At 68.2% G+C, this 21303-nt stretch carries 17 protein-coding genes; 12 read left to right on the forward strand and 5 right to left on the reverse strand.

From position 1 onward, the window contains the following. Nucleotides 1-196 precede the first annotated feature (196 nt). The 3 genes from ABZ725_RS37225 (at nucleotide 197) to ABZ725_RS37235 (ending at nucleotide 2854) form a co-directional block, all read left to right on the forward strand. On the forward strand, nucleotides 197-985 hold the full coding sequence (locus tag ABZ725_RS37225) for an SDR family oxidoreductase (RefSeq protein WP_358806823.1): 789 nt from the start codon (nucleotides 197-199) through the stop codon (nucleotides 983-985). 181 nt (nucleotides 986-1166) lie between these two features. After that, nucleotides 1167-1925, forward strand: coding sequence for a dienelactone hydrolase family protein (locus tag ABZ725_RS37230; RefSeq protein ID WP_358806824.1), 759 nt, complete (start codon nucleotides 1167-1169; stop codon nucleotides 1923-1925). After that, nucleotides 1922-2854, forward strand: coding sequence for an MBL fold metallo-hydrolase (locus tag ABZ725_RS37235; RefSeq protein WP_358806825.1), 933 nt, complete (start codon nucleotides 1922-1924; stop codon nucleotides 2852-2854). The genes ABZ725_RS37230 and ABZ725_RS37235 overlap by 4 nt, the downstream gene beginning before the upstream one ends. A 204-nt stretch (nucleotides 2855-3058) precedes the next feature. On the opposite strand, the gene ABZ725_RS37240 is transcribed toward ABZ725_RS37235, so the two are convergent. The 4 genes from ABZ725_RS37240 to ABZ725_RS37255 form a co-directional block, all read right to left on the reverse strand. Next, nucleotides 3059-3604 (reverse strand): cupin domain-containing protein, encoded by a 546-nt coding sequence (locus ABZ725_RS37240; RefSeq protein ID WP_358806826.1) that lies wholly within the window; start codon nucleotides 3602-3604, stop codon nucleotides 3059-3061. Between the two features lie 40 nt (nucleotides 3605-3644). Further along, on the reverse strand, nucleotides 3645-4109 hold the full coding sequence (locus ABZ725_RS37245; RefSeq protein WP_358806827.1) for a flavin reductase family protein: 465 nt from the start codon (nucleotides 4107-4109) through the stop codon (nucleotides 3645-3647). Nucleotides 4110-4257: 148 nt separating this feature from the next. Next, nucleotides 4258-5565 (reverse strand): NtaA/DmoA family FMN-dependent monooxygenase, encoded by a 1308-nt coding sequence (locus ABZ725_RS37250; RefSeq protein ID WP_358806828.1) that lies wholly within the window; start codon nucleotides 5563-5565, stop codon nucleotides 4258-4260. 138 nt (nucleotides 5566-5703) lie between these two features. Then, nucleotides 5704-5979 (reverse strand): YciI family protein, encoded by a 276-nt coding sequence (locus ABZ725_RS37255; RefSeq protein WP_358806829.1) that lies wholly within the window; start codon nucleotides 5977-5979, stop codon nucleotides 5704-5706. 168 nt (nucleotides 5980-6147) lie between these two features. On the opposite strand from ABZ725_RS37255, the gene ABZ725_RS37260 reads away from it, so the two are divergent. After that, nucleotides 6148-6747: a TetR family transcriptional regulator gene (locus ABZ725_RS37260; RefSeq protein ID WP_358806830.1), complete on the forward strand. Its 600-nt coding sequence runs from the start codon at nucleotides 6148-6150 to the stop codon at nucleotides 6745-6747. Between the two features lie 304 nt (nucleotides 6748-7051). On the opposite strand, the gene ABZ725_RS37265 is transcribed toward ABZ725_RS37260, so the two are convergent. Then, entirely contained in the window at nucleotides 7052-7885 is an 834-nt protein-coding gene (locus ABZ725_RS37265) for a hypothetical protein (RefSeq protein ID WP_358806831.1), read from the reverse strand. A 198-nt stretch (nucleotides 7886-8083) separates the two neighbouring features. On the opposite strand from ABZ725_RS37265, the gene ABZ725_RS37270 reads away from it, so the two are divergent. From ABZ725_RS37270 to ABZ725_RS37305, 8 genes are all read left to right on the forward strand, one after another. Beyond that, entirely contained in the window at nucleotides 8084-9397 is a 1314-nt protein-coding gene (locus ABZ725_RS37270; RefSeq protein WP_358806832.1) for an ABC transporter substrate-binding protein, read from the forward strand. A gap of 108 nt (nucleotides 9398-9505) precedes the next feature. Next, nucleotides 9506-11539 carry an ABC transporter permease gene (locus ABZ725_RS37275; protein WP_358806833.1) on the forward strand — a complete coding sequence of 678 codons (2034 nt, stop codon included), beginning with the start codon at nucleotides 9506-9508 and terminating at the stop codon, nucleotides 11537-11539. Next, a complete protein-coding gene (locus ABZ725_RS37280; protein ID WP_358806834.1) occupies nucleotides 11536-12306 on the forward strand; it encodes an ABC transporter ATP-binding protein in 771 nt (256 codons plus the stop codon). Before ABZ725_RS37275 ends, ABZ725_RS37280 begins: the two co-directional genes overlap by 4 nt. Beyond that, the gene (locus ABZ725_RS37285) at nucleotides 12303-13016 is read left to right on the forward strand and encodes an ABC transporter ATP-binding protein (protein WP_358806835.1); all 714 of its coding nucleotides are present in this window, start codon (nucleotides 12303-12305) and stop codon (nucleotides 13014-13016) included. The genes ABZ725_RS37280 and ABZ725_RS37285 overlap by 4 nt, the downstream gene beginning before the upstream one ends. Nucleotides 13017-13137: 121 nt before the next feature. Further along, nucleotides 13138-13986: an alpha/beta hydrolase gene (locus ABZ725_RS37290; RefSeq protein ID WP_358806836.1), complete on the forward strand. Its 849-nt coding sequence runs from the start codon at nucleotides 13138-13140 to the stop codon at nucleotides 13984-13986. A 952-nt stretch (nucleotides 13987-14938) separates the two neighbouring features. Next, nucleotides 14939-17197 carry a LuxR C-terminal-related transcriptional regulator gene (locus tag ABZ725_RS37295; protein ID WP_358806837.1) on the forward strand — a complete coding sequence of 753 codons (2259 nt, stop codon included), beginning with the start codon at nucleotides 14939-14941 and terminating at the stop codon, nucleotides 17195-17197. 830 nt (nucleotides 17198-18027) lie between these two features. Further along, nucleotides 18028-19806, forward strand: a complete 1779-nt coding sequence (locus tag ABZ725_RS37300) for a LamG domain-containing protein (RefSeq protein WP_358806838.1) — start codon at nucleotides 18028-18030, stop codon at nucleotides 19804-19806. 315 nt (nucleotides 19807-20121) lie between these two features. Next, on the forward strand, nucleotides 20122-21132 hold the full coding sequence (locus tag ABZ725_RS37305) for a ribosome-inactivating family protein (RefSeq protein WP_358806839.1): 1011 nt from the start codon (nucleotides 20122-20124) through the stop codon (nucleotides 21130-21132). The last annotated feature ends 171 nt before the right edge of the window (nucleotides 21133-21303 follow it).

A 21303-nucleotide genomic window follows, 5' to 3' on the forward strand; every position in this document is an offset into this window, starting at 1 on the left:
CTCACAAATTGAACTGGCCTGTCAAGCGCGAGATATCCCACAGTGGATACAGGTTGTCTTGCTGCCCTGACGGGCGGAGACCGAGTGCTACGGTTCATTTCCACTCCAGTCCCCCGCATGCGGCAGGGGAACTCGAATACTGTCGCGTTGGACAATGGCAGTACGGGCCCTGCACATTCCCGAGGAGAGGTTTTGCGTGATTCCCAGCACCATCACCGGTACGAACACCGGCACGACTCGCGTCGCGGTCGTCACCGGGGCCAACAAGGGCATCGGATTCGCCATCGCGCGGCAGCTCGCGGAGCTCGGTATGACGGTCCATCTGGGCGCCCGTGACGAGGAACGCGGCCGGGCGGCGGAGGCCGAACTGTGCGCGGCAGGCCTGGACGTGCGGTTCGTACACCTCGACGTCACCGACGAGGCCACCGTCGCCCTGGCGGCCAAGCAGGTCGAGGAGGTGAGCGGCAGGCTCGATGTCCTGGTGAACAACGCCGGGACCAGCAGCCCCTGGAAGCCTCCCAGTCAGACGTCGACCGACGAGGTGCGCAGCGCCCTGGAGACCAACGTCCTCGGCGTCGTCACGGTCACCAACGCGATGCTGCCACTGCTGCGCCGCTCGGAGGCGGGCCGGATCGTCAACCTCAGCAGTACGTTCGGATCGCTCACCGCGGCAGCGGAGAACCGTGACCCCGGCAACTTCTTCCCGCCCGGCGCCTTCCCCGTGATCCTTGACTACCCCGCGTCGAAGGCCGCGCTGAACGCCGTGACCCTCATGTACGCCAACGAGCTCCGCGAGAGCGGCATCCTGGTCAACGCCGTCTGTCCGGGCTACGTGGCCACCGACCGGAGCCACGGCCATGGCGCGCTCACTCCGGAACAGGGCGCACTGGTCCCCGTACGTCTGGCGACGCTCCGGGACGGCGGACCAACCGGCACCTTCACCGGCTCGGACGGCACCCCGAACGGACTCCCCCTGCCCTGGTGAGCAAGGCGACACCAGCCCACGTTGGTGGGCACGACAAGCCCGTGGGCCTACGGCGAAGGCGACCTGACCGTGCGTTCTGCGTTCTCGTAGGCCCCGGCTGATCCTGCACCGGTGACGCCCCGTCGCCCTCGTCTGCTGTGGCGCAAGCGAAACGTACACCGCCCACCCGTCGGAGGATTTCGTGTCCGTTCCTGTTCTGCGAGCTGTCGATCTGGGTCGTGCCAGTGTTCTGGCTGGTGGTTCTGGGCGGTTGACGGGGTATCTTGCGCGTCCTGTGGGGCGGGGGCCGTGGCCGGGTGTGGTGGTCGTGCACGAGGCGCTCGGTGTCGATGAGGTGATGCGCCGTCAGGCGGTCCGTCTTGCCCGTGCCGGGTTTCTGGCTCTGATGCCTGACCTGTTCACGCGGGGCGGGGTCGCGCGGTGTCTGGTGGCGACCATGCGGGCGGCACTGTCGGGCCGTGGCCGGGCGTATCAGGACATCGAGGCGGCCCGCACCTTCCTGGCGGACAGTCCCGAGTGCACCGGCAGGGTGGGCGTCATCGGCTTCTGCATGGGCGGTGCCTTCGCCCTGGTGTCCGCCGGCAGCGGGGGTTTCGACGCTGCGTGCGTGAACTACGGGGTGCTCCCGAAGGAGTTGGACGCCGTGCTGGCCGCTGCCTGCCCTGTCGTCGCGAGTTACGGCGGCCGGGACCGGATGCTCAAGGGCGCCGCGGCACGGCTGGACTCGGCTCTCGATCGGGCCGGCGTCGTCCACGACGTCAAGGAGTACCCGACGGCCGGACACGCCTTCCTCAACGACGCGGAGGTCGGCCCCCGCCTGCTGCGCCCGCTCCTGCGGGTGAGCGGCATGGGCCCCGACCCTCAAGCCGCCACCGACGCGTGGCAACGCATCGACACCTTCCTCAACACCCATCTCAACCCCAGGAAAGGGGAGTCATGAGCACGACTCACTCGGAAACGGAGACCCAGACAGCGGACGCGGGAAACGGCTGGTTCGTCGACAGCCGCTGCATCAACTGCAACATCGCACGTCACACCGCTCCCGGCCTCATCGGTCTCGGAGAGATGGGCGAATACGGACCCCGCTCGGTCGTTTTACGCCAGCCGGAGACCGAGGCCGAGGTCGCGAAGATGTACTTGGCGGCACACGCCTGCCCGACCCGTTCCGTCCACCCGCCGGCCGACGAGTGGGACGCCGACTCGGACCCGTACCCGAAGGCTCTGGACGAGAACGTCTACCTCTGCGGGCACACCTCTCTCAAGAATTTCGGAGGGACCTCCTACGTCCTGCGCCGTCCCGACGGCACCGCGATGATGATCGACACCCCGCGCTGGCGGCCCGCGCTCGCCCGGCGCTACGAGCAAAGGCTCGGCAAGATCACCGATGTCCTGCTCACTCACCTCGACCACGTAGCGCACGGCCGTCAGTACGCCGATCACTACGGCGCCCGGCTGTGGATCCACGAGGGGGACCTGCACTCCCGCCCCGATGCCGACTCCGTCATCCGCGGCCTCGACCCGGTGGAGATCGGGCCAGGCGTGATCGCCCATCCGTTCCCCGGACATTCTCCGGGGAGTGTCCTGTACATCGCGGACGACAAGTACTGCTTCTCCGGCGACGCCTTCTACTGGTCGCACACCGCGAACGACTTGGACGTGTTCGAGAGCGTCGTTTTCGACTCCATTGAGACGTGGGCCGCCTCCGTGGCCCGAGCGGCGGAGGAGCTGCGCTTCGAGTGGGTGCTGCCGGGCCATGGCGACCTCCGCCACCTGCCCGCCGACGAGATCAGGGAGCGCATGCGGGCACTGGGGCAGCGCGCAGCCACGTATCCCGCGATGGAGGTCGACTACGGGAAAGTCCGCTGGTGACGGCCTGAAACGCGGACCGTTCCCCTCCCCCAGGCCCAGGGCGAACACGAGGAGTTCGCCCTGGGCCTCGCGGTATCTGTCTGTCGGTCGGTTCGGCACGAAACACTGTCCCGTGCTCGTGGGCCCGGACGATTCTGTCGGTGTGCAACGCGTGGGCCCGCCCGGGCCGACGAGAGTGGTCTCGGGCCGGGCGAGCCTACGCGTTCAGCATGCGGTGTCGGCCTGTTCAGTACCGATCATGACGAAAGCGAGCGTCGCCGGGCGGTGGCCGGGGTTGCGCCAGCCGTGGCGGGTGCCGCTCTGGATGACGACGTCGCCCGCCGTGAGGGGGGTGAGCGCTCCGTCGTCCAGCTCCAGCGTGACCTCCCCGTCCAGGACGATCGCGTAGTCGAGCGTGGGTGTCCTGTGCATGCCGGGGCTGTCCGGTTCCATGTGCTCGGCGATTCCGGGGGCCTTCTCCAGCTGCTCGCGGCCGAAGGCGACGGGGTCGAAGTCCGGCGAGGCCATGGCCGAGTCCGGGGGGAAGGTGAGGACAACGAAGCGGGTACCGCCCGGTTCGGGCAGGAACGACTTCACGTCCGGGGTGGAATCCTGACCGCTTTCCGCACCGGTGAGGTCCGGCCCGGTCGCCCAGTGCAGGACCGAGCGCCAGCCGGGAAGACTCTCGAACTCACTGACGCGGGGAGGCGGTCCGTCACTGAGGACGACGGATTTTCCGTCCTGGTCGTGACCGGTGACGATTCTGCGCATGGTTCACTCCTGAGATATGCCGATGGAGGGTGTGCCTGAGTCAGGCGATGGCCCGGAAACGGGAGCCGTGGAACACGAGCGGGTCGAGCCGGCTGTCGGCCGCGAAGGACGCGATCTCAAGTACGACGACCTCGTGGTCGCCGGCCGGGTGCTCGGCGTGGATGGTGCATTCGAAGCTCAAGGACGACGCCTCGACGATGAGCGCGCCGGACTCGCGCCGGTCGACCGCGACGCCGTTCCAGCGCGTCGAACGGTTCTTGTCCGCGAGTCGTCGGCACAGCTCGCCCTGTTCCTGGGACAGCACCGAGATGCCGATGCGCGATGCGCGCCGCAGCAGCGGCCAGGTGGTCGAGGTGCGCTGGACGGCGAACAGGACCAGCGCGGGGTCGAGCGAGACGCCGACGGTGAACGAGGAGGCGACCAGAACGTGGTCCTCCCCGTCGACGGTCGCGGCGAGAGCCGCAACACCGGAGGGGTAGTGGGCGAAAGCCTGGCGAAGCGTCAAGGCATCAGGCTGAGGTGGGGCGTTGGTCATGTCGGGGCCTTCCATTTCGTTCCCCGGCACGGCTCCGCCTCCGGCAGGGACCGTGCCGAGGCGGAGCCGGGAGAGATGGTGTGGTGGGCGCGGGTGCGGGTGCCGCTCGGGGAGGGCGTCAGCTCGCCAGGAGCCGTTCGCGCAGCGTGCCCGGGGCGTACTCGGAACGGATGGCTCCGCGGCGCTGCAACTCGGGGATGAGCTTGTCGGTGACGTTTTCGAGGAACGCGGCCGTGGACAGCTTGGAACCGACGATCATCAGCCCGTCGCCGCCGATCTCGTCCATGGCCGCGATCATCTTCTCGGCGATCTGCTCCGGGGTCCCGTTGAAGTCGGTGCCCTTGCCCGCGTACAGGGAACCGATGGCCTCGCCCAGCGGCACGCCACGCTTGCCGAGTTCCTGGAGTTCCATGAACATGCCGGTGTGGCCGGTCGGTTCGAGGTCCGCGGGGAACGGCTCGTCCAGGGGGAATGTCGAGAGGTCGAAGTTGACCATCGTCGACCAGAAGGCGAGCGCATAGTCGAGCTGTGCGTCGGTGAGTGACGGCGGTGTCCAGTCCTCCTGCCCGTCGGGGGCGAAGTTCACGAACGCCGCGAAGGTCACCTTGATCTCGTCGGGGTCGCGGCCGAACTTCTCCGCCCTCGCCCGGATGTCCTCGCGGAACGCCTTCATCCCCGCGACGCCGAGCTCCGCGGTCTGGAAGACGAGGTCGGCGTGCTTGGCGGCGAAGTCGCGACCGCTGTCGGAGGAGCCCGCCTGCACCAGGAGCGGTCGACCCTGAGGAGAGGGCAGGGTGTTGAGCGGGCCCCGCACGGAGTAGTGCGTGCCCTTGTGGTCGATCGGGTTCACCTTCGACGGATCGACGTACGTGTTCGCCTCGACGTCACGGACGAGGGCGTCGGGTTCCCATGCGGCCCAGAGCTTCTTGGCCACGCCCACGAACTCGTCGGCCATCTCGTAGCGGAGGCCATGGGCGGGCATGTCGTCCATGCCGAAGTTCTGCGCCGCGGCGGTCTCGGTGGAGGTGACGATGTTCCAGCCGGCCCGCCCGCCCGAGAGGCTGTCGATGGTCGAGAACTGACGGGCCAGGATGAACGGAGGGTAGAACGTCGTCGAGGCGGTCGCGATCAGCCCGATGCGCTCGGTCGAACCGGAGAGACGCGACAGCAGGGCAACCGGGTCGTGCTTGGGCGAGTAGATCGTGAATCTGAGGTCGGCGTCCATCACGCCGCCGACGGCGTTCGACACTGCGGAGTTGTCCTCGAAGAAGAGGTACTCGACCTTCGCCTCCTCGAGCCGACGTGCGAGGTCGTCGTAGAAGTCACCGGTCCACCAGCCGTCGCCGTTGAGCCGGTCATCGACCGCCTGCCAGGAGGGCGGCCCGAAGGAGGCGAAGAAGCCGAGGTGGAAGGGGGTGTGAGACATGATCTGCTCCAGGAAGAAGGGTGAAGGACTCGAGGCGATCCGGGGAGAGCTGGTCCAGGGAGGGCCTGCGCTCGGCTGCTCGATCTCGGAAGCACGGATGCGCCGGTACGGGACGGACGGCGTCGACGTGGGCGGGCTCTAGCCGGTCACGTCCTGCCATTCGCGGATCTCGTGTGCCTCGACGACGCCGTGCACGACGAACGGGTCGGTTGCCACGAACCGCTCCACGGCCTCCCGCGACGGGAACAAGGCCATCGACCCGTACCGCTCCCGCTCGCTGAACGGCCCGAAACCGACCACCTCTCCCGCGGCCTGGAACGCCGCGAAGTGCGCCAGATGCGCGTCCAGGTGGGCACCGATGAGCTCCATCGACGCCGAGGACGGCGGATAGAGCAATACAAATTTATTGGTCATGCGTCTAGATTGGGACCATCACAAAGGCAATACAAGTGTATTGCTCTGGCTTTAACCCACTGTCAACTTGGCGGAAACACGACCCCCGCGGTCTCGTCGATGCGGCCGCCCAGAAGAGAGGCCGCCCGGCCGACAGATACGCTCACAGGGATCGAGAGGAGATCGTTCATGGGTGCGGGGAGCACGGAGCAGCGCATTGTCCCCTTCGGGGAAGGCAGGCCCGCCATCGTCGCGGCCGCCGTGCGGCTCGTCGCGCGCGAAGGACTCGGCAAGCTCACCTACCGAGCCCTGTCGGCCGAGGCGGGAGTGAGCGTCGGCAGCGTCCAGCACCACTTCAGCCGGGTCCAGGACGTCCTCGAGGACGCCCTCAAGCTCTGCGTCGACACCTCACTGTCGTACTTCGTCGCACCGGACTCGGCGGAGAACATCCTGGAGAACCTCCTCGACTCCGTACGGGAGCACCCGGAGGTCTCGGCGTTCATGTTCGAGATCTTTCTCGAAGCGCGACGCCAGCCCCACTTGCTGGAGATCGCCGACCGCTTCCGCGACCTGTTCCGCGTGCGCGTGCGCGAGAGCTTCGCCGCGCTCTCACTCGAACCGGACGAGCCCGTCGTCGAAGCTCTCCTGGCGACCGCGGAGGGAATGGCCTACGGATACGTCATGCACGGAGAGGCACACACCCCGACCACCCTCAAGCAGTCCGAGGGCGTTCGACTGCTCATGGCGGCCTACACCCAGATTCTTCAGGTTCAGCCCCATCGACCGTAGGGCCTCGCGGCGACGAGCCGGGCATCACGGACCGGACCCCAAATCATGGCCCGCCGGCCCGTTCGACGCCTGGCGGGTCAAGGCCGTCTTCACCAACCGGTGTCGGCGCCTGCGCTACTGCCACGGCCGCTACAACCAGGAATGCTCCTACAGCCGCACCGCTGCTGCACATGGGGCCCGGACCGCGCCCCCACCAGTAACGGTGCGCACCGTACCTGACCAGGACATCCACTCGTCGATGGCTGGGACGAACCGTCGAGTGACGCTGCTTAGTTGAGGGTGGCCGGGTTCCCGCGAAACGCACTCAACCACCAGGCTGCGCGGCTTCGGTGAACTGGTCGAACACCATGACCGCCGCGCGGCTCGCCAGGGACCAGCCCTCCTCACCCTCCGGGTCTTCGAGGTTGCCGTGTCCGGCGATCCATCGCATGTGAAAGCCGTCGAGAAGAGCCGCGATGGTGGTGGCGAGATGCTCGATCCGGTAGGGCGTGCGCATACGCAGTCCGTACGCGTCGAGCAGTCCCTGATATGCCTGGCAGGCCACCTGGGTGAACGATTCACCGTAGTGCCCCAGAGCTTCGCGGACGCGCGGGTTGGCGGCACTGGCATAGAAGCCGAGCAGCACCCGGTAGATCGGATCCATCCGGTGGTGCTGGTGGTTGTCGTTCAGGACCTCGTTCAGGATCTCCTGCCAGGTGATGCCCCGTTCGACCGCCTCTTTGAAGCGTCGGATGCTGTCCGGCAGGGTGGGGACGAGTTCCGCCTGCCGGGTGGTGAGGTGGAACAGGAGTTCCGCCTGAAAATCCGCCTGCGCCGGCCAGATCTGGTAGATCGATCCGGTCGTGACCGCCGGTGCCGTCTCATCACCGAGCCGGGCTCGGATGATGCGGGTGGCTTCCTCGGTGACCTGCTTGACCCGCACGTGGGCGAGTGCGGCGGAGATCGCCGCCTCACTGGTGTCGGCGGTGCCGGCGCAGACGAGTTCCGTGGCCGCTTCCAGCATGAGACCCCGGGTCTCTTCGATCGAGCGCCTCGGGAGCCTGCGCCTTCTGGCGTCCACCGTCATGCCGTTCTCCCTGTCCGTTTCCTGCTGGTTAATTCGGTACGACCGAAGCGTTGACAGGGCGCAAGCGTACACCTAGATTCCCGTTTCGTAAGAAAGTTACGGAACCCAGAAGGCCTCGCAGCCTTTACCTTCCGGCCGCTCTGACCTGGCCTGATTCGCCGGTTACCCCTTCCTTCCCACTGGATGCCGGCCAACCTCGCACCGTTCCCACACCTCCCCCTGCATGCCCTTCGGCGCACCCTCGCCGCTTGTGATCAAGGAGGATCACTCATGCCTGCAACCCCGCGTTCTCGGAGACTGGGACTTGTCTCCGCCGTGCTGGCACCCCTGCTGGGCGTCGCCGCGTGCGGCGGCTCAGGGGACAACGCCTCAACCTCGTCCGGCACCCAGGGGGCGACGTCCTCCGCCAGCGCGGACTCCCGCCCGGCAAGTGCCGTCGTCACCGACTATCTGAGCTACGTCGGCGGTAAGACGGGGAAGGCGGATTCGAGCCTGTCGCCGGTCGGCCTGGGCTGGGTGAACGTGGAAGGCGCCCCCGGCGGCAGCCCCGAAGCGACCCTGGGTGCCAAGGCCGCCGTGAAGTACGTCAACGAGCAGCTCGGCGGGATCGGCGGGCACCCGCTGGAGCTGAGCGTCTGCACGGTGGTCTCCGCCGAGGAGGAGGGGCAGAAGTGCGGCCAGCAGATGCTGGGCGACAAGAACGTCTCCGGCATCGGCATCGGCAACCTCTACCTCGGCGACGCCTCCTTCAACTCCGTGGTCGCGGGCAAGAAGCCGGTGCTGGTCGGCGTGGCGACGGGCCCTTCCATAGCCACGGCAAAGAACACCTACAGCACCTTCGGCGATCTGCCGCACATCTTCGGTACGTGGGGCACGTACTCCCGTGACGTCCTGCACGCGAAGACGGCGGCCGTGATCCACACCAACACCCCCGGCGACAAGATCGCCTCCAGCGCGGCGGTCATGGGTCTGAAGGCCGCCGGACTCACCGTGAAGTCCGTCGGATTCGACGCACAGGCCACCGATCTCATCGGCCCGGTGACCGCGGCCGGGGCAGTGTCCGCCGACGTCATCGTGCCGATCTCGATCGGGTCCGGGTGCGTGGGAATCGCCAAGGCCCTCAAGCAGCTCGGCGTCAACAAGCCGGTTGTCTCCACCCCGCTGTGCATGTCTCCGGACGTCGCCCAGGGACTCGGCGGCGACCTGCCCACCTGGACCTATGGCATCGCCCAGACGCTTCCCACCGATTCCACCGCTGCCGACTCCAAGGCGTTCCTGACCGAATCGGCGAAGGCGGGGCTGAGCCCGAAGACGGCGTCCCAGGTCTTCGCACCGCTGGGGTGGAGCACGGTCCTGACCTACGCCAAGGTCTTCAACGCCATCGGCGCCGACAAGATCACCCCGGCGACGGTCACCGAGCAGCTGAAGAAGTTCACCGGCCCGGTCATCATGGGCGCTTCCGAGGTCGAGTGCGGCAAGTACCAGGACGCCCCAGCGGTCTGCAACGACCAGTCGAGGTTCTACCAGTACCAGGGCAAGGGCCAGTTCAAGCCCCTGACCGACTGGATCCGCCCGCCCCAGTGAGCCCGCCCCGACGGGCCGGCCACTCGGTCCGTCGGGCCTCACCGCCGCCTGTGAGGCCGTCCGCCTCCCCCGGCCGGTCTCACAGGCGCGGCATCTCAGGAGTCATGAATGGAACAGATCCTGCTCTTCGCCGTGCTCGGCCTCGGCCAGGGGGCGCTGATCGCGGGCATCGCGCTCGGGGTCGTGGTGACCTACCGGGGCTCGGGCATCATCAACCTCTCCACCGGCGCCGTCGCCATGGTCTCCGGCTACGTCTTCTGGGCCCTGCGCACCGGCTTCTTCGGATTCTCCGTGCCGACCGTCCCGGCTGTGGCCGGGGCACTGGGGTCCGCGCTCGCAGTCGGGGTGCTCACCGAGATCGCGGTGTTCAAGCCGCTACGCACCGTCTCGCCACTGGCCAAGCTCGCGGCATCGCTCGGCATTCTGCTCACCCTGCAGGCCACCGTGCTGCTCATCTTCGGCACCCAGCCACAGCAGGCACCGAGCATCCTGCCCGCCGACCCGGTCACCGTCCTGGGCGTCACCACTCCGGTCGACCGGTTCCTCCTGACCGCCCTGGTCATCACCGTCGCACTGGCTCTCGGAGCCACGTACCGGTGGAGCCGCTTCGGACTCGCCACCCGCGCGGCCTCGGAGAACGAACAAGCAGCCCTGTTGGCGGGCCTGTCACCCAACAGCGTCTCCATGGCCAACACCCTCCTGGCCGCCCTCACCGCCGGAATGCTCGGGGTCCTCGCCGCGCCCATCATCCAGATCGACTCCGTCACGCTCCCCCTACAGGTGGTCCCTGCCCTGGCGGCGGCGCTCTTCGCCGGATTCACCTCACTGTGGATCGCCTGCTCCGCGGGCATCCTCATCGGCGTCATGCAGTCGATCCTGTACTACCTGTCCACGCAGAGCTGGTTCCCGACCGACAACGGCAACGCCATGCCCGGTCTCCAGCAGCTCCTGATCTTCATCCTCATGATCGTCGCCCTGTACGTCCGCGGCGCCGGCCTGCCACGCCGCGGCGAACTCGTCGAACAACGCCTTCCGGCCGTCCCGCTGCCCGAACGGCTGCTGCGCCCCGCTGTCCTGGCCGCGACTGCGGCTGCCATCGCCCTGATCGTGTTGCCCTTCGACTTCCGCCAGGCGCTGACGAACTCGATGATCGGCATGGTCATCGTCCTGTCGTACGTCGTCATCACCGGCTACGTGGGACAGATCTCCGTGATGCAGCTCGCACTCTCCGGCACCGCGGGCTTCGTCCTGTCCCACCTGGCGATCCGGCTGCACATCCCCTTCCCCTTCTCCGCCCTCGGCGCGACGCTGCTGGCCACCCTGCTCGGAGTGGTCGCGGGCATCTCCGCGCTAAGGGTGCGCGGCGTGAGCCTGGCCGTCGTCACCCTGGCCGCCGCCCTGGCAATGGAACAAGCCCTGTTCACCAACACCTCGTTCGGCGGCACCGCGGGCGTGTCGGTCCCCCCGCCGCGACTGCTGGGGGTGGACCTCGGCCCGGGAGCGGACTTCCGCGGCCTGGACGGCAACGAGCCCAGCCCCATGTTCGGCTTCCTCGCCCTGGCCGTCACCGTCGTACTCGGGCTGTACGTGGCCAACTTGCGGCGCACCGGACTCGGTCGGCGGATGCTCGCCGTACGCTCCAACGAACGGGCCGCCGCCGCGGCGGGAGTCGACGTACGGGCCGTGAAGATCGCCGCCTTCGCCATCAGCTCGTTCATCGCCAGCGCCGCCGGCACCCTGTACGGCTACAACTTCGGCTCCGTCAGCGCGGCCCGATTCACCGCGCTGGCCGCACTCGGCCTGATCGGATTCGCCTACATCGGCGGCATCACCATGGTGTCGGGAGCCGTGATCGCCGGGCTGCTGTCCACCGAGGCACTGATCCCGCACGCGCTGGACAAGTGGTTCGGCATCAAGGGGACTTGGGCTCTGCTCTTCGGCGGGGTCTCCCTGATCGTGACACTGATCACGAACCCGGACGGCATCGCGGGCGCCAACCACCGCCGCAAGACAGCCAGACGGGCCGCCCGCGCGGCAGCCACGGCGCCATCCACCGGACGGACCGCCACTGCGGTCGGCACAGGCTCCGCCGGGGAAGGCCCCGGCCGTACCACGCTCGACGCCAAGGAGGTCGCGCCGTGACACTCTTCTCGGTCCAATCGGTAGGCGTCAGTTACGGCGGCGTCCACGCACTGAGCGATGTGACCCTCCAGGTCGAGGAAGGCCAGCTCGTAGGGCTGATAGGCCCCAACGGTGCCGGCAAGACCACCTTCGTCGACGCCGTCAGCGGCCTGGTCAACGCCCGCGGACGAGTGGAACTGGACGGTCAGGACCTCACCCCGCTGCCACCTCACGCCCGGGCCCGGCGCGGCCTCGCCCGCACCTTCCAGAGCAGCGAACTCTTCGAGGACCTCACGGTGGCGGAGAATCTCCAGGTGACGGCGGAGCGCCCGCCGTGGTGGACCGCACTCGGCGAGACCTTCGGCCGCCGCACACCCCCGGCTTCCGCGGTCTCCGACTCTCTCGCAGCCCTGGGGCTCCACGATCTCGCGGACTCCTCGGCCCACGAACTGTCCCAGGGACAGCGCAAGCTCGTCGGCGTGGCCCGAGCCCTGGCAGCCCGGCCTCGCCTCATCTGTCTCGACGAACCCGCGGCGGGCCTGGACACCACTGAGAGCTCCGAGCTCGGGCTCCGCCTGCGGGCCGTCGCGGACGCCGGCACCGCGCTGCTCCTCATCGACCACGACATGGGCCTGGTGATGGGCATCTGCGACCACGTGGTGGTCTTGGAGTTCGGCAAGGTGATCGCCTCCGGACCACCGGCACAGGTCCGCAATGACCCGGCCGTCATCACCGCCTACCTAGGCGCATCCGCCGTCCAGCCGAGCAGCACACCGGAGACGTCATGAGCGCACCCGTCCTGGAGATAACGGGACTCACCGCCGGATACGACGGAGCCCCCGTCGTCCGTGACCTCGACATCACCGTCGCCGAAGCAGAGGTTGTCGCCCTCCTGGGGGCCAACGGAGCCGGGAAGACCACCACTCTCAAGGCGATCTCCGCGCTGCTGCGCCCCTCGGCCGGCACCATCGCCTTCCACGGAACGTCCCTCGACAAGATCCCAGCCGCTGTCCGCGCCCGGCTCGGTATCGCCCATGTGCCGGAAGGCCGCGGGATCTTCTCCGGACTGACCGTGGCGGAACACCTGCGCCTCGGCCACCGCGGCGAACGGCTGGACGAGGCTGCGGCCTACGCCTACTTCCCCGTCCTGTCCCGTATCAAGGACCGCAAGGCCGGGCTTCTCTCCGGCGGAGAACAGCAGATGCTCGCCATGGGACGGGCGCTGGCCCGCCGCCCGAAACTGCTCCTGCTCGACGAACTCAGCCTGGGGCTCGCCCCGATCATCGTCGAGGAACTGCTGCCCATCGTCAGGCGCTTCGCGGACGACACCGGGTGCGGTGTCCTGCTCGTCGAGCAACACGTGGGCCTCGCCCTTGAGGTGGCGGACCGCGGCTACGTCCTCTCGCACGGCGAGATCACCACGCACGCGACGGCTCAGGAGCTCAGCGCCGACCAGTCCCGGATCGTGGCCGGCTACCTGGGCGAACAGCACCCCTGAACCCGCTGCGGCCTGCGTAGAGGCCGCACCTGCGCGTCGACGCAATCACACCTCTCAAACACTTGACGACCCGGCCGGGTCATTCCCGCCTGCCCACATCCCTATCTTCAGGAGTTCCTCGATGTTCACCTTCGACAGCAAGGACGGCGTACGGATCCACGTGCACGAATGGCTGCCCGGCACACCGCCGCGCGCCATCGTGCAGATCGCCCACGGCATGGGTGAACACGCCGGCCGCTACGCGCCGCTCGCGGCGGCGCTGACCGCACAGGGCTTCGCCGTGTACGCGGACGACCACCGGGGGCACGGCCTCAGCAGGCACGCTGCCCCCGGACATCTCGGTGACAACGGCTGGAACAGGCTGGTCGAAGACCTGGTAACCCTTTCCGGCATCGCTCGCGACAAGCACCCCGGGCTTCCCCTGGTCCTGCTCGGCCACAGCCTCGGCTCGTTCGCGTCACAGCAGTACGTGCTGGACCACGCACACCTGATCGACGCACTTGTCCTCGCCGGCACGACCGCCGTCGACGTGATGCTCGCGGCCCAGGTGAACGCGGAAGGAGACCCGGTGGCCGCCCTCAACCAGGCCTTCGAACCCGCCCGGACGCCGTACGACTGGCTCAGCCGCGACAACGACGCCGTCGACGCCTTCCTCGCCGATCCCATGTGCGGCTTCAGCCTTGACCCCCAAGGCATGGGCGATGTCGCAATAGCCTCTGCACGGCTCGCCAAGCCCCGGGACATCCCGGCGGGCCTGCCCGTCTGTGTCCTGGTCGGTGACCACGACCCACTGAACGCAAACCTTGCACTGAGCGACCTGCTGGTCGAACGCTACCGACAGGCCGGCCTCAGGGACGTCACCTACCGTACCTACCCCGAAGCCCGCCACGAGCTGTTCAACGAGACCAACAGCCAGGAAGTCGTCAGCGACCTGCTGACCTGGCTCAACAAAGCGCTCCCCACCCGGTAGCACCCCGTCCTGCCCGCGTGCCCGGGCCAGCACCCGCGGCCGTACCGCGCCGGGGTATCCGCCTCGCACGACCAAAGGGGCAGGCCCTGGCCCTGGCCGACCACAGGTTGAGACAACAACACAAAGCCCCGGGACTTGTTGAGAGCCGGGTGCGATGCCAAGCCGGATGCCTTCGGTTCAAGAAGCGGCTCGGGGGACACGCACCGGTCGAAAGACCGAAAGCACGCCCGAGCCGACTTCACCGGCTGGGCTACGCGCGAGAAGGAGCATGCGCCGCACGGCGTCCCAGGAGTATGAGCTGCCCAGGCTGACGCGCAGGAGACCATCGCCGAGGTGCCTCGCCATGTCGGGGCTGCGGAGGGAGGCAGTTGCCTGGGCCATCTTCACCTGTTGTTGGGCAACGTAAGGAAGGCTCCAGGTCCCCGTCGTTGCCCCGCTCCTTCACCAGCGCGACGGCAGCCCCGGTCTTCTCCAGGTGGAGCGCGTTGTGCTCTTGCTCATTGTCCGCAGCCGACGCCAGGAGACCACGACGGCAGGCTGCCCAGAGCGGTCAGTCCGGCGATCGTGCCCGCGCCGCTGCGGGAGATCGCCACGGACATGGCGGGCGGTAGATGACCCGGCCCCGAGGGCGGGCTGCGCAGCGGCACCCAAAGGCTAAGGTGGCACTGTGAACTGGTTTGCGCGCCTTTGGGGCGGGCCATCCAGGCAGGGGAGTGCTCTTGCTTCGCTCGGTGCCCGGCCCTGCTTGGGCGGTGCGGATCGAGGATGCCGGGCCGTTGGCCCCGCCGGGTCGGCCTCAGGCGCGTCTGCGGCGGCTGGGCGTGCGCCGTGGCGATGGTTGCCCACGGCGTGCCCGCACCGGCGGCATGCGGCGGTGTCGTCGGCCGCCACGTTCTCTTGGATGTTCCAGGCATGATTGCGTGACGCTGGGAGGCGAAGCCCTCTGCCCAACGTGACCCCGGCCGCGGGGAACCTACCCGCGGCCTTCACCTCCTTCGTGGGCCGGCGGCGCGACATCGCCGAGATCCGCCGCCTGCTCGGCCCGGCACGGCTGCTGACGCTCACCGGAATGGGCGGCGTGGGCAAGACGCGACTGGCGCTGGAGGCGGCCACCGCGTCGCGAAGGGCCTTCGCGGACGGGGTGTGGCTGGTCGACCTGGCCGCGGTGCATGAGCCGTCGGCGGTGGCAGACGCAGCCGCGGCGGCGCTGGGGATGCCGGATCTGGGTGCCAGGCCCGCCCTCGACCGGCTCGCGGGGTATCTGGCCGGGCGCCGGGCACTGATCGTGCTGGACAACTGCGAGCATCTGGTCGACGCCTGCGCCGAGCTGGCTCAGACGCTGCTGTCGTCCGCTCCGGAGCTGCACATTCTGGCGACGAGCCGACAGACGCTGGGCATCGCGGGCGAGCACGTCCTCACCGTGCCGCCGCTGTCGGTGCCGGACGAGGCGGTCGAACTCTTGCGGGACCGGGCCACCGCCGTCCGGCCGGAGTTCCGGATCACCGACCGGAACCGGGCCGGGGCCTCCCGACTCTGTGCCGACCTGGACGGGCTGCCGCTGGCGATCGAGCTGGCCGCGTCCCGGCTGCGTACGCTCACCGTCGAGCAGACGGTCGACCGGCTTGAGGACCGTTTCGCGCTGCTCACGGGCGGCAGCCGGACCGCGCGCCCCCGCCAGCGCACGCTGCGCGCGCTGATCGACTGGAGTTACGAGCTGTGCTCCCCCGCCGAGCGGCTGTTGTGGAACCGGCTGTCGGTCTTCGCCGGCGGGTTCGCTCTGGGCGCGGCCGAGGGCATCTGCGCGGGGCAGGGCATCACCCGGCACGACGTGGTGGATGTCCTCGACCGGCTGGTGGCCCAGTCCGTCGTCCTGGCCACCGAGCACGAGGGGCTGCCGCGCTACCGGCTGCTGGAGACCATCCGCCACTACGGTCGACGACGGCTCGCCGAATCCGGCGAGGAGCAACGGCTGCTGAGGCGCCACCACGACTTCTACCTCGCCCTCGCCGAACGCGTGGCCAACAGCTGGTACGGCCCCGGCCAGGAGGAGGCTCTGGCCCGGCTGCGCGCCGAACACAGCAATCTGCAGGTGGCGTTGGACCACAGCGGCGACCCGCAGGCCACTCTGGCGCTGGCCGCGGCGCTGCGCTTCCATTGGTGCGTCGGCGGATTCCTCGGCGAGGGACGCCGCCGGCTCGACCGGGCACTCGCGGCGGCGCCCGAACCCACCCGGGCCCGGGCCCGGGCGCTGTGGGCCGCCGCCTGGGTGGCGCTGCTACAGGGCGATCACCCTGTTGCCGACCGGTGGCTGACCGAAGCCGGGCAGCTCGGCGAACAGCTGGACGATCCCGCGGTGCGTGCGAACGTCCAGAGCTTGCGCGGCACGTCGGCGGTGTTTCGGGGGAAGTTGGAAGAGGCCGTGTCCCTGCTCGAGGGCGCGGTGGCCACCCATGCAGAGATGGTCGAGGGACCCGAAGCGGTCTTCTCACTGTTCCAGCTGGCCGCTGCCCAGTTCCAGCTGGGAGACCCGCGCGCGGCGGAGACCGGCAGGCAGGCGGCCTCCATCGCACAGGCGCACGGAGAGCGGTGGTGCCACGCGCACGCACTGTGGATGCTGGGCCTTGACGCCTGGGTACGCGGCCACTGGGAGGAGGCCATGGCGCTGACCCGGGCCGGGCTGGAGATCGAGCGGGGTTTCCACGACTACATCGGGGCGGCACTGATGCTGGACCTGCTCGCCTGGATCACCGCCTCCGGCGGCGACCACGAGCGGGCGGGGCGGCTACTGGGTACTGTGCGTGCCCTGTGGCGGGACACCAGCACCACCATCTCCGCGTTCGGCCCGCCCCTGGCCGAGTACCACGCGCACTGTGAGGAAACGGTCATACACGCCCTGGGTCCGGCAGCGTACGAGAGGGCGCTCGCGGACGGCGACGGCCACGACGGCCCTGGACGGGCCATCGACTATGCCCTGGGCGCCGACACTGAACCGGCTGCCCTGGCCACCACTCCGAGCCCGCTGACCCGTCGGGAGCGGGAGGTGGCCGCGCTGGTGGCCCAGGGCAAGAGCAACCGCCAGATCGCCGCCGAGCTGGTGCTCTCCCCGTTGACGGTGGACAGTCACGTCAAGAACATCCTGGCCAAGCTCGGCTTCGGCTCCCGTACCCAGATCGCGGCCTGGTGGACAGCGAAGCAGGCTCCTACCCCGTAAAACTCCCTAGAACCAGGGATGGTCCGGGGCGGACCCCGCACCGATCCTTCTCATGTGACGCCCATCGCGACGGAAGCCCACTACAACGGCTTCCGATTCCGCGAACGGGCCGCGTATACAAAGGAAGAGCTTCACCTCCCCCGGTTGAATTATTTCCCTTAAGAGGGTGTTTCATGTGGTGAGTTTCGCGAGCTTCTTGTAGCAGGCCAGGGCGGCAGCGCGGCGAAAGAGAGCAAGGAAGTGGGATCCCTTTCGCTCGTACCGGACGGTGAGCCCGGCAGTAACCGAACAGCCAGGCAATCGACCGTTCGATCTTCCAGCGGTGTCGACCGAGCCACTCGCTGTCGTGGGTGTTCGCCTGCATGTGACTGTCCGAGGCCCAGGGCATCCCGTCGGCCGTCGCGGTGTCCGGTGCCCCGCCTCGGTCCATGCGGTTAACCGGCGGTGCGCAGTCGCGGGCAACACCCCGAACGCCTCCGGCAGCTGCCGCCAGGCACACCCGCCGGTCAGCACGTACACGCCGCCGTGAGCACGGCCCGCTCGTTACACGGCGCAGTCCGCCTCCCTTGATACACCCTCTGAACCCAGGAATACCAAGTTGGAATACCTCGAGCCAGGCGTGGGAGCCCTCCCACTGCCGTCTGCCCCTTTGGACCCGAGGAACGCAATGCATACCAATTCCTGTCGGCCTCGACATCCTCCCCGTCGGGAAGCACAGACGGTGGAACAGGAAAAGTCTGGAAGTCCGGCCGAAAACCTCTCCCTTTGGCGGGAGATCAGAGCGGTTCTCGATCCGCTCCGCGTCAGAAAGGTGAAAAGTGAGATCAACCATGAGACCGAAGCGCCTCATCGGGGTGCCATTCGCGAGTGCCACCGCAGCCGTGGCCGCGCTGCGTCGCGGCGCCGCCGCCCCGGCCGTCTCCGGTCCGGCCCGCGCGGGGGCCGCGCTGTGCCGGCGGATGTCCGCCGGCACCGTCGCCGTCCTCTCCCTCGCGCTGGCCACCGGCGCGCTGGCCACCGCCGCCCCGGCGCAGGCCGAGATCACCAACGGCCTGGTGCTGCGGTACAAGCTGGACGAGACGTCCGGCACGGTCGCACACGACTCCTCGGGCCACGGCCGTGACGGCACGGTCAACGGCACCACCGGCTGGGACGGCGCGGGGATGGGCTTCAACGGCTCCAACACCTACATCAAGGCGCCGGACAACATCATGGCCGGGCTCAGCTCGATCACCGTCGCGTTCGATGTGTGGATCGACCCGACCATGGGCAAGCCGTACTTCTTCTACGGGTTCGGCAACACCAGCGGCAGCAGCGGAAACGGATATCTGTTCACCACCGGCAACACCTTCCGGACTTCGCTGTCGATGACCAACTACACCGCCAAGCAGGACATCCAACCGTCGGGCAACTCTTACCAACTCGACCGCGGCATGTGGAAGCACGTGACGTACACCCAGACCGGCAACACCGGCATCCTGTACGAGAACGGGGTCGAGAAAGCCCGCAAGACCAACGTGACGATCACCCCTGGCGCGATCGGCGGCGGGGCGACCACCGCGGACTACATCGGCCGGTCACTGTACTCCAGCGACCTGTACTTCAAGGGCCGGATGCGGGACTTCCGCGTCTACGACCGGGCCCTGTCCTCCTCCGAGGTGCAGGCCGTGGCCACCGGTGCCGAGCAGCAGTGGGAGCAGCTGCAGGCCCTCGCCTCGTACAACGGCGCGCTCGCGCTCTTCGACGACCCCGACATCGGGCCGGTGATGATCTTCCCGTCGGACTACACCGGCGACATCGACAACCTGCAGGCCCCACCGGACTGGGTCGACGAATTCGGGAACACCCCCACCGATTGGCCCTCCCCCACCACCGCCAAGAGTCCGCTGTTCACGGCTGCCCAGAGACTTGAGATCCAGGACGCGGTCTTCGCCGAGGTACAGCCGGGCAGCGACACCACCTACAACCTGGCCGTCTACTACGACGCGATGCGCGACCGGATTGTGGCGGAGACCGACGCTCCCGCATCGGTCACCGACCCGCTGCTCGCCGCCTACCCCGGCAAGCTCGTGGTCGAGGCGTACACCGGCGACAACCCTCCCCCGGCCGAGTGCACTCCCTCGCAGGCGACCGCGGGCAAAATGGTGACCGCACCCGCCGGGCCCGCAACGGGGGGTGTCAACGACGCCCTGACGAAACTGCAGTGGGAGCAGCTGCAGGCCCTCGCCGACTACAACTGCGCGCTGACGGCATTCCAGGACCCCAGCATCGGGCCGGTCATCATCTTCCCCTCGGACTACGCCGGGAACATCGACGACCTGCAGAAGCCACCGGGGTGGACGAGCGAATACGGCGACATCCCCACCGACTGGCCATCCCCCACCACCGCCAAGAGTCCACTGTTCACGCTCGCCGAGATCCAAGACATCCAGGACACGGTCATCGCCGAGATACAGCCGGGCGGCGACGAGACCTACAACCTGGCCGTCTACTACGACGGGATGCGCGACCGGATTGTGGCGGAGACCGACGCTCCCGCATCGGTCACCGACCCGCTGCTCGCCGCCTACCCCGGCAAGCTCGTGGTCGAGGCGTACACGGCACCGTAGGCCGACCCCACTGGCGGCGAACAAGCGTCGGACAGCCGGTCTACGGCCGAAGCAAGAGCACCTACGACACCATCCACGCCGTCATCGGCGTGGCCATGACACGCATCGAGATGCAGGAAGCCCGCCACGGCGGCTCCGGGTTCCGCGCACAGGCGGCGCCCGAGCCTCTGACCGAGGGGCTCGTGCCGGCTACCGCATGAACGACGACCCGAACGTTGTCGACGCGGCGCAGCGCCCCTTACCGCCTCAGCCCCACGCGGACCCCGTCAGACGCACCTGACGCGGTCACCTGTCACTCACCCACGAAGGAAGAACGTGAGTACTGACATCATCGCCCCTACGCCACCGCGCAGCCGCGCGAGGCTGACCATCTACGTCGCCGTCACCGTACTGCTAGCGCTGCTCCTGGGCCTGGTCGGCCCGCGCGGCGCGGTGCAGAGCGCGCATGCCGAGGACGGCAACCCCACCTTCCGTCTCGGGGAAGACTCCGGCTCAGCGTACGTCAACTTCATCAACAGCATCCGCATCGTCATGAACGACGGCCAATCCAGCATCGTGCCAGGTGCCGGGAACGCCTATCAGGTGCAGCACACCAACCCGAACAACCCGGCGCGGTTCCTCCAGGTGGACATCCACATGTACACCGGAGGGTTTGTGCGCCTGCAGTTGGACCGGAGGAACCTGTACCTCCTCGGCTGGTGGTCCCACAACAACACGTACTACTACCTCGGCAACCGCCCGAACAACACGCCCGATTTCGGCGAGCGCTCACGAATGGTGACCAATTCCGATGGCAACCCCGAGCGGCTAGGCGCCAAGGAATGGCAGCAAGTTGCCAGCGAGAACTACTCCTCGCTCCAAACCGCTGCCGGTGAAAACCGTGCGGACATGGCGATCAACTACCAAACCATGAACGCGGGCGCCATGATGCTCTACAGCCAGAACCCGAACTTCAACAACCAGGACAGGGCGCGCGGAGCCCTGAGAATGACCCAGCTCATCTCGGAAGCAGCTCGATTCCGTCCCATCCGGGATTCCATCGCCCTGGCCATCGGCCCCTATGGCACCACCTTCAACATGCCTGCACATTACGCCGGGATGGAGAACTACTGGGGCTCCCTGAGCGACCGCTTCAACGAGCTCCTCCGTCATCCCCAGGGCTACCGGGACCCCCACCCTTTGTCTGCTTACAGACGAGACACCCTGGGCCGCGCCGTGCAGATCGTGCTCACCACGGCCATCCTGTACGCGCAGTACGTCCTCTCCACATCGCAGGGCCGGACACCACCGCCGAAACGCCGGAACCTGCAGGGCATACTGGTGTAACCGCCCGGCTCAGGTGCTCCTGCGCCACATGCTTGCGCAGGAGCACGTGAGCGCCAGAAGCCGTTGTTCACCGAGTGGCTCGCCTGGCGGTCGAACGGCGCCCAGGCGGGTGCCGGCCCCGCACTGCATCGCAGATCGCTCACGTCACTGATCCCTGAATACCGACTCTGG

This window comes from Streptomyces sp. NPDC006872 (assembly GCF_040635845.1).
Taxonomy (GTDB): Bacteria; Actinomycetota; Actinomycetes; order Streptomycetales; family Streptomycetaceae; genus Streptomyces.

What these genes read in the sequence shown, in the direction of transcription:
- ABZ725_RS37300 (WP_358806838.1), top strand. Translation starts at nt 18,028, where the DNA reads ATGAGACCGAAGCGCCTCATCGGGGTGCCATTCGCGAGTGCCACCGCA.
- ABZ725_RS37235 (WP_358806825.1), top strand. Translation starts at nt 1,922, where the DNA reads ATGAGCACGACTCACTCGGAAACGGAGACCCAGACAGCGGACGCGGGA.
- ABZ725_RS37250 (WP_358806828.1), bottom strand. Translation starts at nt 5,565, where the DNA reads ATGTCTCACACCCCCTTCCACCTCGGCTTCTTCGCCTCCTTCGGGCCG.
- ABZ725_RS37260 (WP_358806830.1), top strand. Translation starts at nt 6,148, where the DNA reads ATGGGTGCGGGGAGCACGGAGCAGCGCATTGTCCCCTTCGGGGAAGGC.
- ABZ725_RS37290 (WP_358806836.1), top strand. Translation starts at nt 13,138, where the DNA reads ATGTTCACCTTCGACAGCAAGGACGGCGTACGGATCCACGTGCACGAA.
- ABZ725_RS37275 (WP_358806833.1), top strand. Translation starts at nt 9,506, where the DNA reads ATGGAACAGATCCTGCTCTTCGCCGTGCTCGGCCTCGGCCAGGGGGCG.
- ABZ725_RS37255 (WP_358806829.1), bottom strand. Translation starts at nt 5,979, where the DNA reads ATGACCAATAAATTTGTATTGCTCTATCCGCCGTCCTCGGCGTCGATG.
- ABZ725_RS37240 (WP_358806826.1), bottom strand. Translation starts at nt 3,604, where the DNA reads ATGCGCAGAATCGTCACCGGTCACGACCAGGACGGAAAATCCGTCGTC.
- ABZ725_RS37285 (WP_358806835.1), top strand. Translation starts at nt 12,303, where the DNA reads ATGAGCGCACCCGTCCTGGAGATAACGGGACTCACCGCCGGATACGAC.
- ABZ725_RS37270 (WP_358806832.1), top strand. Translation starts at nt 8,084, where the DNA reads ATGCCTGCAACCCCGCGTTCTCGGAGACTGGGACTTGTCTCCGCCGTG.